The sequence below is a fragment of the Burkholderia sp. 9775_39 genome (assembly GCF_015712225.1).
Lineage (GTDB): Bacteria > Pseudomonadota > Gammaproteobacteria > Burkholderiales > Burkholderiaceae > Burkholderia > Burkholderia cenocepacia.
The window spans coordinates 151,847-166,067 of the sequence record NZ_JACCQC010000012.1 but is presented as its reverse complement, the minus strand read 5'-3'; the positions used below and the strand labels follow the sequence as shown (position 1 = coordinate 166,067).

Annotated in this window: 14 protein-coding genes; 13 read left to right on the top strand and 1 reads right to left on the bottom strand. The window is 68.2% G+C overall.

Annotated elements, in window-relative coordinates; translation table 11 throughout:
* Positions 1-70: 70 nt before the first annotated feature.
* From H0X90_RS18285 to ugpQ, 12 genes are all read left to right on the top strand, one after another.
* On the top strand, positions 71-994 hold the full coding sequence (locus H0X90_RS18285) for a competence protein ComA (protein ID WP_077176558.1): 924 nt from the start codon (positions 71-73) through the stop codon (positions 992-994).
* Positions 991-1,635, top strand: coding sequence for a fimbrial protein (locus H0X90_RS18280; RefSeq protein WP_077188922.1), 645 nt, complete (start codon positions 991-993; stop codon positions 1,633-1,635). Before H0X90_RS18285 ends, H0X90_RS18280 begins: the two co-directional genes overlap by 4 nt.
* Positions 1,632-2,498 (top strand): pilus assembly protein, encoded by an 867-nt coding sequence (locus H0X90_RS18275; protein ID WP_077188923.1) that lies wholly within the window; start codon positions 1,632-1,634, stop codon positions 2,496-2,498. Before H0X90_RS18280 ends, H0X90_RS18275 begins: the two co-directional genes overlap by 4 nt.
* Positions 2,495-4,120, top strand: a complete 1,626-nt coding sequence (gene pilQ / locus H0X90_RS18270) for a type IV pilus secretin PilQ (RefSeq protein WP_077188924.1) — start codon at positions 2,495-2,497, stop codon at positions 4,118-4,120. The genes H0X90_RS18275 and pilQ overlap by 4 nt, the downstream gene beginning before the upstream one ends.
* Positions 4,121-4,160: 40 nt before the next feature.
* Positions 4,161-4,715, top strand: coding sequence for a shikimate kinase AroK (gene aroK, locus H0X90_RS18265; protein WP_034201082.1), 555 nt, complete (start codon positions 4,161-4,163; stop codon positions 4,713-4,715).
* Entirely contained in the window at positions 4,712-5,791 is a 1,080-nt protein-coding gene (gene aroB, locus H0X90_RS18260; RefSeq protein WP_006481864.1) for a 3-dehydroquinate synthase, read from the top strand. Before aroK ends, aroB begins: the two co-directional genes overlap by 4 nt.
* Positions 5,792-5,856: 65 nt before the next feature.
* Positions 5,857-7,041, top strand: a complete 1,185-nt coding sequence (locus H0X90_RS18255; RefSeq protein ID WP_206532787.1) for a deoxyguanosinetriphosphate triphosphohydrolase — start codon at positions 5,857-5,859, stop codon at positions 7,039-7,041.
* An 88-nt stretch (positions 7,042-7,129) separates the two neighbouring features.
* Positions 7,130-8,464 (top strand): sn-glycerol-3-phosphate ABC transporter substrate-binding protein UgpB, encoded by a 1,335-nt coding sequence (gene ugpB, locus H0X90_RS18250; protein WP_077188925.1) that lies wholly within the window; start codon positions 7,130-7,132, stop codon positions 8,462-8,464.
* A gap of 96 nt (positions 8,465-8,560) precedes the next feature.
* The gene (gene ugpA, locus H0X90_RS18245) at positions 8,561-9,445 is read left to right on the top strand and encodes a sn-glycerol-3-phosphate ABC transporter permease UgpA (protein WP_006481867.1); all 885 of its coding nucleotides are present in this window, start codon (positions 8,561-8,563) and stop codon (positions 9,443-9,445) included.
* Complete coding sequence (gene ugpE, locus H0X90_RS18240; protein WP_034201080.1) at positions 9,442-10,287, top strand: sn-glycerol-3-phosphate ABC transporter permease UgpE; 846 nt, start codon at positions 9,442-9,444, stop codon at positions 10,285-10,287. The genes ugpA and ugpE overlap by 4 nt, the downstream gene beginning before the upstream one ends.
* Positions 10,288-10,318: 31 nt before the next feature.
* The gene (locus tag H0X90_RS18235) at positions 10,319-11,404 is read left to right on the top strand and encodes a sn-glycerol-3-phosphate import ATP-binding protein UgpC (protein ID WP_006481861.1); all 1,086 of its coding nucleotides are present in this window, start codon (positions 10,319-10,321) and stop codon (positions 11,402-11,404) included.
* A 26-nt stretch (positions 11,405-11,430) separates the two neighbouring features.
* Positions 11,431-12,201 carry a glycerophosphodiester phosphodiesterase gene (gene ugpQ, locus H0X90_RS18230; protein ID WP_006491785.1) on the top strand — a complete coding sequence of 257 codons (771 nt, stop codon included), beginning with the start codon at positions 11,431-11,433 and terminating at the stop codon, positions 12,199-12,201.
* Positions 12,202-12,377: 176 nt separating this feature from the next.
* On the opposite strand, the gene H0X90_RS18225 is transcribed toward ugpQ, so the two are convergent.
* Positions 12,378-13,109, bottom strand: coding sequence for an OmpW family protein (locus H0X90_RS18225; protein WP_006490624.1), 732 nt, complete (start codon positions 13,107-13,109; stop codon positions 12,378-12,380).
* 193 nt (positions 13,110-13,302) lie between these two features.
* On the opposite strand from H0X90_RS18225, the gene H0X90_RS18220 reads away from it, so the two are divergent.
* A complete protein-coding gene (locus tag H0X90_RS18220) occupies positions 13,303-14,016 on the top strand; it encodes a transposase (RefSeq protein ID WP_006494443.1) in 714 nt (237 codons plus the stop codon).
* Positions 14,017-14,221: the final 205 nt, after the last annotated feature.

Genomic DNA, 14,221 nt, shown 5'->3' with positions numbered 1-14,221 from the left:
CGCATGCGTCGCTTTGCAGAATCAGGTCTCGGAAACGCGGCGTGGGCCGCGACGATCTCGGGAGGCTGGGATGGCAGGACGATGGGTGGCGCGGTTTGCACAGGGCAGGCACCGGTCGACGGGAATCGACGTCGGTGCGCACGAGGTGAGGGTGGCCGTGCTGAGCCGGCGCGGCAGGGACGCGGACGTGCGCGTCGAGGGGCTCGAGCGGGAGCCGGTCGGGTTGGCGGGCGGGCCGGAAGACGCACGCTGGGCGGCGGTCGCGCGATCGCTGGCGGCGGCCGTGTCGCGGCTGTCGGCGGCCGAGGTGCGGTGCGACGCGTGCGGCGTGATGGCGCTGCACGATGACGAGATGCGCACCGCGACGCTCGATCTGGCCGGGCGCGGCGACATTCCGGACGCCGCGCGGCAGGCGGCCGAACGCATCTCGGGGCTGGCGCCGGACAGTCTCGCGTTCGACTGGCGGCACTACGGCGGCGTGCGATCCGGCGAGATCGCGGTGGCGGTGGCGCCGCTGGCGTTGCTCGAGCGGCGCATCGACGTGGCCGCGCAGGCCGGTATCGACCTGACCGTGATCGACGGCGAGTCGGCCGCCGTGCTGCGTGCGCTGCGCTATGCCGCGCAGTTCGAACTCGACGCGCAGGGTGCCTACGCCGCGCTGTGGTTCTGCGACGCGGGCGTGCGCGGCTGGCGAATCGAGGGTTCGTCGGCTATCCCGGTGCTGACGCTGTCCGGCACGTTGCCGGAAGCACTGCCCGATGCGTTGCGGCGGCGCGCGCTCGGGGCCGTGCATTGCGTATTCGTCGCCGGGGACGAGCGATGTATCGCCCGCTTCGACACGTCCGTCGCCGAGATCGGCGACGTGCTCGGCACGGCGGTGGTCCCGTTCGACTGCACGGGCTGGGACGGACAGCCGTGCGCGCGCGCCGGCATGCCGGGCGGCCCGGCGTTTGCCGTCGCATTCGGGCTGGCGTTGCGCGGGGTGTGGGAATGACGGCCGCTCACGTGTCGGCAAGCGAAGGCGCGGCGGCGGCCGAGCAGGCGATACTCGGCGACTTCAACCTGCTGCCGTACCGCGAGCGATTGGCGCAGGCGTTGCGGCGTCGCCGGGTCGCGCAGTGCGGTGTGGCGATGCTGCTCGGCGTGCTCGGTGCGGGGCTGTGGACGGGCGCCGCCGTGTTGTCGCGGTGGCGGGTGGATGCCGAGCGCGCCAGCGTGGAGACGCGGCTGCGGCAGTTGCAGCCCCAGGTGGCGGCTGCGACGCGTGCGGTCGATGCCGCCGCCGCCATCGCGCGACGCGACGCACAGGCGGCTGCGCTGGCCGCGCCTTACCGGCGCATGGCAGGGCTGTTGGCGACCTTGAAGCAGGTGCGTGCCGATCGTATCCGGCTCGACGCGCTGCGCATGACGTCGACCGGCGCGGTGCTCGAAGCGCGCGCCGAGAGTTACCGGGCCGCTGCGCGATGGCTCGCCGCGATGGCGCGCGAGCAGCGCGACTGGCGGATCGATATAGAGACGTTGAAGCCGGCCTCGGATGCGCCGGCTCCCACGGCCGGGATGCCGTTCCGCTTCTCGGTGCAGTTGCGCTGGCACGACCCGACGGCGTCGCGGACGATGTCGGGAGGCGGCGCATGACGACGCTCGTGCATCGGCCGGCGCTGGGTGGCGGCGTCGGGCCAGGCGGCATGCCGCGCGTGTCGCCGGCGGCCGCGCATGCCGCGGGTTGCGTGCTGGCATTCGCGGCCGTGCTGGGCGGCGGCATTCATCTGGCGAATGCGGCCGACTGGAGCGGGCTTGCCCATAGTCGCGCGTTGCTCGCCGCAGCGCAGGCGCGCGCGGCCGACGCGCAACGCGTGCTCGCTTCCACTGGACAACGACGCGACGGGCATCGTGCGTCGACGCGCGACGATCGTTCGCCGCATGCGCCGGAATGGGCCGCGCTGATGCTGGAACTGGCCGATCTCGCCGCGTCGAGCGGGCTGAGCGGCGTATCGGTCGAACCGCAGCGCGCCGATGGCGCGGCACCGGACGGCCGGCGCACCGTGCACATCGCCGCCGATGGTGGTTTTCGCGCGCTGCTGCACATGGTTGGCGGCCTGGCGCGGTTCCCGGTGCTGGCCGTACCGTCGGCGCTGCGTATCGAGCGTGGCACGTCGGCGGCGCGGGTCGACATGTCCGTCGACGTGTTTCCGGCGCTGCCGGCGACCACGACCGCGGACGGCAACACGACGGTTCGCGTCGCTGCGCCCGACGCCGATCCGTTCGGCGACGCCGGCGCGGCCGAAGCGGCGGGTCACGCAGCCCGCTTCGCCGGCACGATTCGCGACGCGCGGGCCGGCCTCGCGTTGTTCGACGACGGCGACGGCGCGTTCACGGCCGTCGCGCCTGGCGACGTACTGGGTGCCGCGCGCGTGGTGCGCATCGATCGCGCGGCCGTGACGCTTGCGACGGCGGACGGCTCGCAGCGGCTCGTCCTGGACGACGGAGGTCGGCCATGACGAAACACCGTTGTTGGGTGCTTGCCCTCTGGGCCGGCGTGACGGCGGCCGGCGCAAGCGCGTCGTTGCCGCCGCTGCCGGCGGTCTGGCCCGCCGGGTCGACGGATGTGTCGGTGCCGGGTCTGCCGCTGCGTGTGGCCGACGGCGTGGATAGTGCGGCAACGGAAGACGCCGGCCCGCCACCGTTCAATCATGCGGCGCGCGCGGCACGGCAGACGGAAACCGCCGCACCGGGCCCCGCGCTGGAGGGACCGCCGATCCCGCTGGCGCCGCCGGCCCGGATGAGCGACGCCGCGGCCCGCCAACCGGGCGATGCGGACGACGCACGGCGGATCTCGCTGAATCTGCAGGGCGTCGGGCTCGCGGCGGCATTCGACGCGATCGCGCGGTTCACCGGGCTCAATATCGTCGTCGGCGAGCAGGTGCGCGGCACGGTCACGTTGCGTCTGAACAATGTTCGCTGGCGCGAGGCGTTCGACACGCTGCTCGACATGCACGGGCTTGCGATGTCCCGGCGCGGCAACGTGATCTGGGTCACGCCGGCAGCCGAGCTGGCTGCGCGCGAACGCGAGCGCTTCGACATGCACGCGCGGGCCGCCGATCTCGAGCCGCTGGCGAGCCGTACCTTCATGCTGCACTATCCGCGCGCGCAGGACGTACAACGGCTGCTGGCCGGCGCGACCGGCCAGCGCCTGCTGTCGAAGCGCGGCGCCGCGGCGGCCGATCCGCGGACCAACCTGCTGTTCGTCACCGATCTCGCACCGCGTATCGTGCAGATCGCCGGCCTGATCGACGCGATCGACCGGCCGTCGCGGCAGGTCCGGATCGAGGCCCGCATCGTCGAAGGCGAGCAGGGTTTCTCGCGCAACCTCGGCGCACGTGTCGCGCTGCGTGCGCAGGGGCGGCCGCCGTCAGCCGAGGGCACGTCGTTCACGGCGGACGCGCGCAACGCGCTCGACCTTGCCGCGCGGCCGCTCGGCGGTTTCGACGCGGCCACCGCCGGCTTCACGCTGTTCGCCGCGCCGCTCAGCCGCGTACTCGACATCGAGCTCAGCGCGCTGGAGGCGCAGGGCCGGGGCCAGATCGTTTCGCGTCCGCGGGTGGTGACGGCCGATCGCGTCAAGGCCATCGTCGAACAGGGTTCCGAGCTGCCGTACCAGGCGAAGGTCGGCAATGGCATGAGCGGCGTGCAGTTCCGCCGCGCGACGCTCAAGCTGGAGGTCGAGCCGCAGATCACGCCGGACGGGCGTGTGGTGCTCGATCTCGACGTGACCAAGGACAGCGTCGGCGAGCCGACCGCGGCCGGCCCCGCCATCCATACGAAGCATGTGCAGACGCGCGTCGAGGTCGAGAATGGCGGGACGGTCGCGATCGGCGGTATCTATGAACAACTGAACCGGAACGATGTGACGCGCGTGCCGCTCTTGGGCAAAATACCCGTTCTGGGCGCGCTTTTCCGGCACCGCGCGCAGCGCGACCAGCGCAACGAACTGGTCGTCTTCATCACGCCGACCGTCGTCGATCCGCGGTGCGGCGCACCCGGCGCGGGCGACGAGGATGCCGAGAAAACGGGGCCGGAAGCCGCCGGCGCAGGCTCGACAAGGCAGCCGCTTTGCCAGTAAGCTGCGCCACACACCAGCAAGATTGAAGCAGAGGAAGCCGTTGCAAGCGCGGGACCCACATGCAAACGTATTTTTCGTCGGCCTTATGGGAGCGGGTAAGACCACCGTGGGCCGTGCGGTCGCGCGTCGTCTCGACAGGACGTTCTTCGACTCCGACCACGAAATCGAGGCCCGTACGGGCGCGCGCATCCCGGTGATCTTCGAGCTGGAGGGCGAGGCCGGGTTTCGCGACCGCGAAACGCAGGTGATCGCCGATCTCACGCAGCGCGAGAACATCGTGCTCGCGACGGGCGGCGGCGCGGTGCTGCGCCCGGAAAATCGCGACAGCCTGAAAACCAACGGCATCGTCGTCTACCTGCGCGCCAATCCGCACGATCTGTGGCTGCGCACGCGCAAGGACAAGAATCGCCCGCTGTTGCAGACGGACGATCCGAAGGGGCGTCTCGAAGCGCTGTACGAAGTGCGCGACCCGCTGTACCGCGAATGCGCGGATTTCGTCATCGAGACCGGCCGTCCGTCGGTCAACGGTCTCGTCAACATGGTGCTGATGCAACTCGAACTGGCCGGCGTCATCGCCAAGCCGCTACAAGCATGATTACTGTCAACGTCGATCTGGGCGACCGCGCCTATCCGATTCATATTGGCGCCGGCCTGATCGGCCGCACCGAGCTGTTCGCGCCCCACATCAAGGGTTCGTCCGTCACGATCGTCACGAACACGACGGTCGATCCGCTCTATGGCGACGCGCTGCGCGCGGCGCTCGCGCCGCTCGGCAAGCGCGTGTCGACGGTCGTGCTGCCGGACGGCGAGGCGTACAAGAACTGGGAAACGCTGAACCTGATCTTCGACGGCCTGCTCACGGACCACGCCGATCGCAAGACGACGCTCGTCGCGCTCGGCGGCGGCGTGGTCGGCGACATGACCGGTTTTGCCGCCGCGTGCTACATGCGCGGCGTGCCGTTCATCCAGGTGCCGACGACGCTGCTGTCGCAGGTCGATTCGTCCGTCGGCGGCAAGACGGGCATCAACCACCCGCTCGGCAAGAACATGATCGGCGCGTTCTACCAGCCGCAGGCGGTGATCGCGGACATCGGCGCGCTGACGACGCTGCCCGATCGCGAGCTGGCGGCCGGCGTCGCCGAAGTCATCAAGACGGGCGCGATCGCCGATGCCGAGTTCTTCGACTGGATCGAGGCGAACGTCGAGGCGCTGAACCGTCGCGAGCCCGCCGCGCTCGCGCATGCAGTGAAGCGTTCGTGCGAGATCAAGGCGAGCGTCGTCGCGGCCGACGAACGCGAAGGCGGCCTGCGCGCGATCCTGAACTTCGGCCACACGTTCGGCCATGCGATCGAGGCCGGGCTCGGCTACGGCGAATGGCTGCACGGCGAAGCGGTCGGCTGCGGGATGGTGATGGCGGGCGACCTGTCGGTGCGGCTCGGCCTCCTCGACGAAGCATCGCGGCAGCGCCTCGATGCGGTGATCGCGGCCGCACATCTGCCGACCCGCGCGCCCGCGCTCGGCGATGCGCGCTACATGGACCTGATGCGCGTCGACAAGAAGGCCGAGGCCGGCGCGATCAAGTTCATCCTGCTGAAGCGATTCGGCGATACGCTGATCACGCAGGCGCCGGACGAAGCGGTATTCGCTACACTGGCGCAGACGACCCGCTAACGGCGGCCCGGATGCGCCGGCGCCCCTGACATGGAGGAGACGTGAGCGAGACATCCAGCAGCACATTGCCCGAAGCCAGCCGCGCATCCGCTGCGCCGGTGGCCGAGCCGCCGACGCTGGCGGCGCTGGAAGCCCATCTTGCTCCGTATGCCGCGCACGCGTCGCAGTCGCGCGGCCGCCGCCATCCTGAAACGCCGCCGGCGGCGCGCACCGAATTCCAGCGTGATCGCGATCGGATCGTCCACTCGACCGCGTTTCGCCGGCTCGAATACAAGACGCAGGTCTTCGTCAATCACGAAGGCGACCTGTTCCGCACCCGCCTCACGCACAGCCTCGAAGTCGCGCAGATCGCGCGCTCGGTCGCGCGCAACCTGCGCCTGAACGAGGATCTCGTCGAAGCGATCTCGCTCGCGCACGACCTCGGCCATACGCCGTTCGGCCATGCCGGGCAGGACGCGCTGAATGCGTGCATGCGCGAGCACGGCGGCTTCGAGCACAACCTGCAGAGCCTCGCCGTGGTCGACGAGCTCGAGGAGCACTACGGCGCGTTCAACGGGTTGAACCTGTGCTTCGAGACGCGCGAAGGCATCCTGAAGCACTGCTCGCGCGAGAATGCGCGCAAGCTCGGCGCGCTCGGCGAGCGCTTCCTGCAGGGCCGCCAGCCGTCGCTCGAAGCGCAGCTCGCGAACATCGCCGATGAAATCGCGTACAACAACCACGACGTCGACGACGGCCTGCGCTCCGGCCTGATCACGATCGAGCAGCTCGCGGAAGTCGAGCTGTGGCAGCGTCACTACGAAGCGGCGCTCGCCGAATTCCCACACCTCGAAGGCCGCCGTCTCGTGCACGAGACGGTGCGCCGCATCATCAACACGCTGATCGTCGACCTGATCGACGAGACGACGCGCAATCTCGCCCGCGTCGCGCCCGCATCGCTCGACGACGTGCGCGCCGCGCCGCCGCTCGTGTCGCACAGCCCGGCAGTCGCCGCGCAGGCCGCCGCGCTCAAGCGCTTCCTCTTCAAGAACCTGTATCGCCATTACAAGGTGATGCGCATGGCGAGCAAGGCGCAACGCGTCGTCACGGGGCTGTTCGACGCGTTCATCGACGATCCGCGCCTGCTGCCGCCGCCGTACCAGTCCGACGACGCGGCGCAGCAGCCGCGTCTCGTCGCGCACTACATCGCCGGCATGACCGACCGCTTCGCGCTGAAGGAATATCAGCGCCTGTTCGTCATCAGCGACAACTGACTGTCATAAACGATCACTAGACTTCGCCGGTTCAATGGCGACGGGAATGTTGCACACGCTGTTGGTAACGTTTTCATAGGAGAGGTCGATGAAGAAGAAGCCTGCGGGGACACTGGTTCGTTCGATCGCGCTCGGCGGCGCGCTGATGTTCGGGGCGCAGCACGTCGCGCTCGCCGCGACGGAAATTCAGTTCTGGCATGCGATGGAGGCTGCGCTCGGCGAGCGGGTCAACGCGATCGCCGACCAGTTCAACGCGTCGCAAAGCGACTACAAGATCGTGCCGGTCTTCAAGGGCACTTACGACCAGGCGCTCGCGGCGGGCATCGCGGCCTATCGCAGCGGCAACGCGCCGGCGATCCTCCAGGTCTACGAAGTCGGCACGGCGACGATGATGCAGGCGAAGAAGGCGGTCGTGCCGGTCTACGACGTGTTCAAGCAGGCGGGCGTGACGCTCGACGAGAAGGCGTTCGTGCCGACCATCGCGAGCTACTACAGCGACGCGAAGACGGGCCACCTCGTGTCGATGCCGTTCAACAGCTCGACGCCGGTGCTGTACTACAACAAGGATGCGTTCAAGAAGGCGGGCCTCGATCCGAACCAGCCGCCGAAGACGTGGGCCGACGTGAAGGCCGATGCCGAGAAGCTGCGCAAGGCGGGGATGGCGTGCGGCTTCACGACCGGCTGGCAGGGCTGGATCCAGCTCGAAAACTACAGCGCGTGGCACGGGCTGCCGTTCGCGAGCAGCAACAACGGCTTCGACGGCACCGACGCCGTGCTCGAGTTCAACAAGCCGCAGCAGATCGCGCACCTCTCGTTCCTCCAGCAGATGGCGAAGGACGGCACGTTCACGTACGCGGGCCGCAAGGACGAAGCGTCGGCGAAGTTCTACAGCGGCGACTGCGGGATCCTGACGACGTCGTCCGGCGCGCTCGCGAACGTGCAGAAGTTCGCGAAGTTCAGCTACGGCACGGGGATGATGCCGTACGACGCGAACGTGAAGGGCGCGCCGCAGAACGCGATCATCGGCGGCGCGAGCCTGTGGGTGCTGGCCGGCAAGGATCCCGCGACCTACAAGGGCGTCGCGAAATTCCTCGCGTACCTGGCTTCGCCCGCCGTCGCCGCGAAGTGGCATCAGGACACCGGCTACCTGCCGGTCACGACCGCCGCGTACGACCTGACGCGCCAGCAGGGCTTCTATGCGAAGAACCCGAGCGCCGAAACCGCGATCAAGCAGATGCTGAACAAGCCGCCGCTGCCGTACACGAAGGGGCTGCGCCTGGGCAACATGCCGCAGATCCGCACGGTCGTCGACGAGGAGTTCGAACAGGTCTGGGCGCAGAAGAAGGCGCCGAAGGACGCGCTCGATTCGGCCGCGTCGCGCGGCGACGAACTGCTGCGCCGCTTCGAGAAGTCGGGCGGCTGAGCGCGCATCGCTGCGTGCCGCCGGCGGTGTCGCGCGTGAGCGCGTGCCGTCCGGCGGTGCGGTTTCCTTTCCGTTTCGCCTGACCGGATATCCGCGATGCAATCCCGTTCCCGTTTCGGTACGAGCCCGGTGCCGTACCTGCTGATCGCGCCGCAGCTCGCGATCACCGCCGTGTTCTTCCTGTGGCCGGCCGGCGTCGCGCTGTGGCAGTCCACGCAGATGCAGGACGCGTTCGGCACGTCGAGCGAATTCGTCGGCTTCGCGAACTTCACGCACCTGTTCGCCGATCCGCTGTATCTCGATTCGTTCCGCACGACCCTCGTGTTCAGTTCGCTCGTCACGGTGAGCGGGCTCGTCGTGTCGCTGCTGCTCGCCGCGTGCGCCGACCGCGTGATCCGCGGCGCGCGCGCGTACCGCACGCTGCTGATCTGGCCGTACGCGGTCGCGCCGACGATCGCCGCCGTGCTGTGGGCGTTCCTGTTCAATCCGAGCATCGGCCTGATCACGTATGCGCTCGCGAAGGGCGGCATCGTGTGGAACCACGCGCTGAACGGCGGGCAGGCGATGTTCCTCGTCGTGCTGGCGTCGGTGTGGAAGCAGGTGAGCTACAACTTCCTGTTCTTCTACGCGGGGCTGCAGGCGATTCCGCGCTCGCTGATCGAGGCGGCGGCGATCGACGGCGCGGGGCCGGTGCGGCGCTTCTTCAACATCGTGCTGCCGCTGCTGTCGCCGACGAGCTTCTTCCTGCTGGTCGTGAACCTCGTCTACGCGTTCTTCGACACGTTCCCGGTGATCGACGCGGCCACCGGCGGCGGCCCGGCGCAGAGCACCAAGACGCTGATCTACAAGATCTTCGCGGAGGGCTTCCAGGGGCTCGACATCGGCAGTTCGGGCGCGCAGTCGGTCGTGCTGATGATCATCGTCGTGGGGCTTACGGTGATCCAGTTCCGCTTCGTCGAACGCAGGGTGCAATACGCATGATCGAGAATCGCAAGGGCTTCGACCTGTTCTGCCACGCGGTGCTGATCGCGGGCGTCGTGCTGATCGTGTTCCCCGTCTACGTCGCGTTCTGCGCGGCGACGATGAACGCGCAGGAAGTGTTCACGGTGCCGCTGTCGCTGGTGCCGAGCACGCACCTGTTCGAGAACATCGCGTACATCTGGGGGCACGGCAGCGGCGGCACGACGGCGCCGTTCGGCCGCCTGCTCGTGAACAGCTTCGCGATGGCGCTCGGCATCGCGGTCGGCAAGATCGCGGTGTCGATCCTGTCCGCGTATGCGATCGTCTACTTCCGCTTCCCGTTTCGCAACACGGCGTTCTGGCTGATCTTCGTCACGCTGATGCTGCCGGTGGAAGTGCGGATCTTCCCGACCGTGCAGGTCGTGTCGACGCTGCACCTGACGAACACCTACGCGGGGCTCACGATGCCGCTGATCGCATCGGCGACCGCGACGTTCCTGTTCCGCCAGTTCTTCATGACGCTGCCCGACGAGTTGATGGACGCGGCGCGCATCGACGGCGCGGGGCCGCTGCGCTTTTTCTGGGACGTGGTGCTGCCGCTGTCGAAGACGAGCATCGCCGCGCTGTTCGTGATCACGTTCATCTACGGCTGGAACCAGTATCTGTGGCCGATCCTGATCACGACGGAGGCGTCGCTGTCGACGGCGGTGGTGGGCATCAAGACGATGATCGCGAGCGGCGACGCCGCGACCGAATGGCAATACGTGATGGCGGCGACGCTGCTGGCGATGCTTCCGCCGCTTGTCGTCGTGCTGGCGATGCAGCGCTGGTTCGTGCGCGGCCTCGTCGATTCCGAGAAATGAACGACCGACGTAACCGGGAGAAGGACCAGGTATGGCTGCGCTGAGCTTGAAGGGCGTCAGGAAATCCTACGACGGCAAGCAGCACGTGCTGCATGGCATCGACGTGGAGATCGCCGACGGCGAATTCATCGTGCTGGTCGGCCCGTCGGGCTGCGGCAAGTCGACGTTGCTGCGGATGATCGCGGGTCTCGAAACCGTGACGGACGGTGAGATCGCGATCGGCGACCGGGTCGTCAACACGCTGGAGCCGAAGGACCGCGACATCGCGATGGTGTTCCAGAACTATGCGCTGTATCCGCACATGACGGTCGCGCAGAACATGGGCTACGGGCTGAAGATCCGCGGGATCGAGCGCGCGACGATCGATGCGCGGGTGGCGGCGGCCGCGAAGATCCTCGAGCTCGAGCCGCTGCTCGCGCGGCGGCCGCGCGAGCTGTCGGGCGGCCAGCGGCAGCGCGTCGCGATGGGGCGCGCGATCGTGCGCGAACCGTCGGTGTTCCTGTTCGACGAGCCGTTGTCGAACCTCGACGCGAAGCTGCGCGTGCAGATGCGGCTCGAGATCCAGCGGCTGCACGCGCGGCTCGCGACGACGAGTGTGTACGTGACGCACGACCAGATCGAGGCGATGACGCTCGCGCAGCGGGTGATCGTGATGAACCGCGGCTACGCGGAGCAGATCGGCGCGCCGGTCGACGTGTACGAGAAGCCGGCGACCGTGTTCGTCGCGGGCTTCATCGGCTCGCCCGCGATGAACCTGATGCACGGCCGGCTGTCGGAAGACGGCGCGACCTTCACGGTCGCGGGCGGCGGCCCCGCGCTGCCGGTCGCCGGCGCACCGGGCATCGGCAGCGAGATCGCTACCGGGCGCGACTGGGTACTCGGCGTGCGTCCCGAACACATGACGCCGCAGCCGGGCGTCGCGCAGGCGACGCTGCCGGTCGATTCGTGCGAGCTGCTCGGCGCGGACAATCTCGCGCACGGCCGCTGGGGCAATCACGACGTCGCGGTGCGCCTGCCGCACGCGGACCGCCCGGCGCGCGGCACGGCGCTGGCGGCGGCGCTGCCAGCGCACCGGCTGCATTTCTTCGATCCCGAAACCGGCAAGCGGGCCGGCTGAAACCGTTTGACTGCGGGAGACCGACGATGACGATCCGTACCGACTGGCCCTATCCGCGCGTCGTCGCCCATCGCGGCGGCGGCACGCTCGCGCCGGAGAACACGCTGGCCGCGCTCGACGAGGGCGCGCGGCGCGGTCACCGGATGGTCGAGTTCGACGCGAAGCTGTCGGCCGACGACGTGACCTTCCTGCTGCACGACGACACGGTCGACCGGACCTCGAACGGTCACGGAGCGGCGGCGGGCATGCGTTATGCGGCGCTGGCCGCGCTCGATGCGGGCGCGTGGCGCGACGCGCGTTTCGCGGGCGAACGGATGCCGACGCTCGAGGCGGCGGCGGCGCGCTGCATCGCGCACGGGCTGGCCGCGAACGTCGAGATCAAGCCGTGCCCGGGGCGCGAGCGCGAAACCGGGCAGCGCGTGGCGGCCGATGCGGCCGCGTACTGGCGCGATGCCGCCGTGGCGCCGCTGCTGTCGTCGTTCTCGTTCGACGCGCTGCGGCAGGCGCGCGCGACGGCGCCGGCACTCCCGCGCGGGATGCTCTACGAAGTCGTGCCGGACGACTGGCATGCGCAGGTCATCGATGCGCTCGACTGCGTATCGTTGCATGCAGACCACACTCGGCTCGACGAATCCCTGGTGCGTGCGATCAAGGCCGCCGGATTGCGCATCCTGGTTTACACGGTGAATGACCTCGAACGGGCGCGCGAACTGGCGCGTTGGGGCGTCGACGCGGTCTGCACGGACCGCATCGACCTGATCGCGCCCGACGCGCTGGACGATATCGACGTCGTCTGACGGCCACGGCCGCGGCGGCGTCCGGTAAAACCCTTGCGCCGAACGTGCCTGACGCGAAAAAACGACGCCCCGACGGGATTTCCGTCGGGGCGTTTTGCATCGTGGAGACGTTACGCCAGGAAAAATCCGCTACAAATTGCAGCAGGATTAACCATTCCCCAAATATTCGACTACGCTTAGAAGCGGTAGCCGACGTTCAGGTACGTCACGATCGGGTTCAGCGAGATGTGGGCCTTCGACGTTTCCGTCAGCGTACCGACCGGGGTCCGGCGCGCCGTCGTGAAGGTCGCGGTGACGCTGACCGGGATGTACGACATCGAGAAGCCGGCGAACCAGTGCTTCGTGAAGTTGTACGTGAAGCCGGCGTTGAACACGGGCGCCCACTGGTTGCTGGTCGTGGCGCTGGTCGGGCCGCCGAGCACGCCGTTCTCGAACGTGCTGTTCGTGATCTTCGCGCCGGTGAACCAGATATACGTCGCGCCGACGCCGACATACGGACGGAACTTCGCGTTGGCGTCGTTGAAGTAGTACTTGAGGAGGAGCGCAGGGCTCCACTGGTACGCGCGGCCAAGCGTACCGAACTTCGAGAACTGGCCCTTGCCGGTGATGTCGAACTTCGGCGGGATGCCGGCGATGAACTCGGTGGCGATATGGTCGGTCACGAAGTAACCGGTCGCCAGCGCGAGCGTGTCGGCATCGCTGATGCCGGCGCCGGTGTTGGGAATCGACTGATTGACGGGCGTGCCGCCTACGCCGTAGACGAACAGCGGGTCGCTGCTGTCCTGCGGCGCAAGGTGCAGCCAGCCGGTGCTGACGTAGAAATCACCTGCGGATTGTGCATGTGCCGTACCGCCCGCGAACGTGAATGCGAGCGCTGCGGCCCCCGTAATGGCCAGTTTTCGTTTCATTGTGTCTCCTCCGATCAAAGGCGTGCTCATTATGACGACTGCGTTTAAAACCAAACAAGCTCGTAAGTTAGAGTTTTCTCCCTAGGATTCGCACGACCGTACGCTTACGCGCGCCGCTGGGGCAGGCATTCTACGCAGGTGCGCATTTTCGGACCTCCGGGTATTTCCTAACGCGTTCAAACGGACATTCAGCATGGCACGGTTAGCACGACTCTACGTTCCCGACCAGCCGCAGCACGTGATACTGCGCGGCCTGGATCAGCAACCCGCGTTCGTCGACGACCAGGACTACGAACTCTTCATCGATTGCCTGAAGGCCGCCGCACGCGATCATCACCTGGCGGTACACGCCTACGTGCTGCTGCCGCGCCAGGTGCAACTCCTCGTGACACCGAGCGACGAGGCGAGCCTGCCGAAGGCGATGCAGGCCGTCGGCCGTCGCTACGTCGCGCATTTCAACCGGCGCTATTCGCGGCGCGGCACGTTGTGGGAAGGCCGCTATCGCGCGACCGTGATCGAAGGCGAGCGCTATTTCCTGCTCGCGAGCCGCGTGGTCGAGATGAGCCCGGTGCGCTCGCAGCTCGTCGCGACGCCCGAGGCCTATCGCTGGTCGAGCTACCGGCATCACGTCGGGCTCACCGTCGACAGCCTGATCACCGACCATCCGCTCTACTGGGCGCTCGGCAACACGCCGTTCGACCGCCAGCGGGCGTACAAGGAGCTGTGCGAACAGCCGCTCGACGAGCGGCAGGCCGATCAGCTGCAGCAGGCCACGCTGAAGGGGTGGGTGCTCGGCGGCGAGAATTACCGCGAGTGGGCGGCGCGCACCGCGAACCGGCGCGTCTCGCCGTTGCCGCGCGGGCGCCCCAGAAAGGTGCGTGAAAACACGCCGCCGATCCAGCAGTAACGCCGGAAAGGCGGGCCAGAAGCGGCGCGGCGGGCGCCGCTTCTTTTTGCACCAAAACGATACGGCCCCAATAAAACAGCACCAGATCGAGGCATTCGTTTAATTGGGGTTCGATCAAGCGGTTTTTGTTGCTATTCCCTTGATTCGTCGCGTATATTCCGAATTCCGGTGGCCCGGGCGAAGCCTGCCCAACCACTGTCGGCCG

Coding starts and splice junctions, on each gene's coding strand:
- ugpB (WP_077188925.1), top strand. CDS start 7,130: ATGAAGAAGAAGCCTGCGGGGACACTGGTTCGTTCGATCGCGCTCGGC.
- H0X90_RS18275 (WP_077188923.1), top strand. CDS start 1,632: ATGACGACGCTCGTGCATCGGCCGGCGCTGGGTGGCGGCGTCGGGCCA.
- H0X90_RS18280 (WP_077188922.1), top strand. CDS start 991: ATGACGGCCGCTCACGTGTCGGCAAGCGAAGGCGCGGCGGCGGCCGAG.
- H0X90_RS18220 (WP_006494443.1), top strand. CDS start 13,303: ATGGCACGGTTAGCACGACTCTACGTTCCCGACCAGCCGCAGCACGTG.
- aroB (WP_006481864.1), top strand. CDS start 4,712: ATGATTACTGTCAACGTCGATCTGGGCGACCGCGCCTATCCGATTCAT.
- pilQ (WP_077188924.1), top strand. CDS start 2,495: ATGACGAAACACCGTTGTTGGGTGCTTGCCCTCTGGGCCGGCGTGACG.
- H0X90_RS18285 (WP_077176558.1), top strand. CDS start 71: ATGGCAGGACGATGGGTGGCGCGGTTTGCACAGGGCAGGCACCGGTCG.
- H0X90_RS18225 (WP_006490624.1), bottom strand. CDS start 13,109: ATGAAACGAAAACTGGCCATTACGGGGGCCGCAGCGCTCGCATTCACG.
- ugpQ (WP_006491785.1), top strand. CDS start 11,431: ATGACGATCCGTACCGACTGGCCCTATCCGCGCGTCGTCGCCCATCGC.
- H0X90_RS18235 (WP_006481861.1), top strand. CDS start 10,319: ATGGCTGCGCTGAGCTTGAAGGGCGTCAGGAAATCCTACGACGGCAAG.
- ugpA (WP_006481867.1), top strand. CDS start 8,561: ATGCAATCCCGTTCCCGTTTCGGTACGAGCCCGGTGCCGTACCTGCTG.
- ugpE (WP_034201080.1), top strand. CDS start 9,442: ATGATCGAGAATCGCAAGGGCTTCGACCTGTTCTGCCACGCGGTGCTG.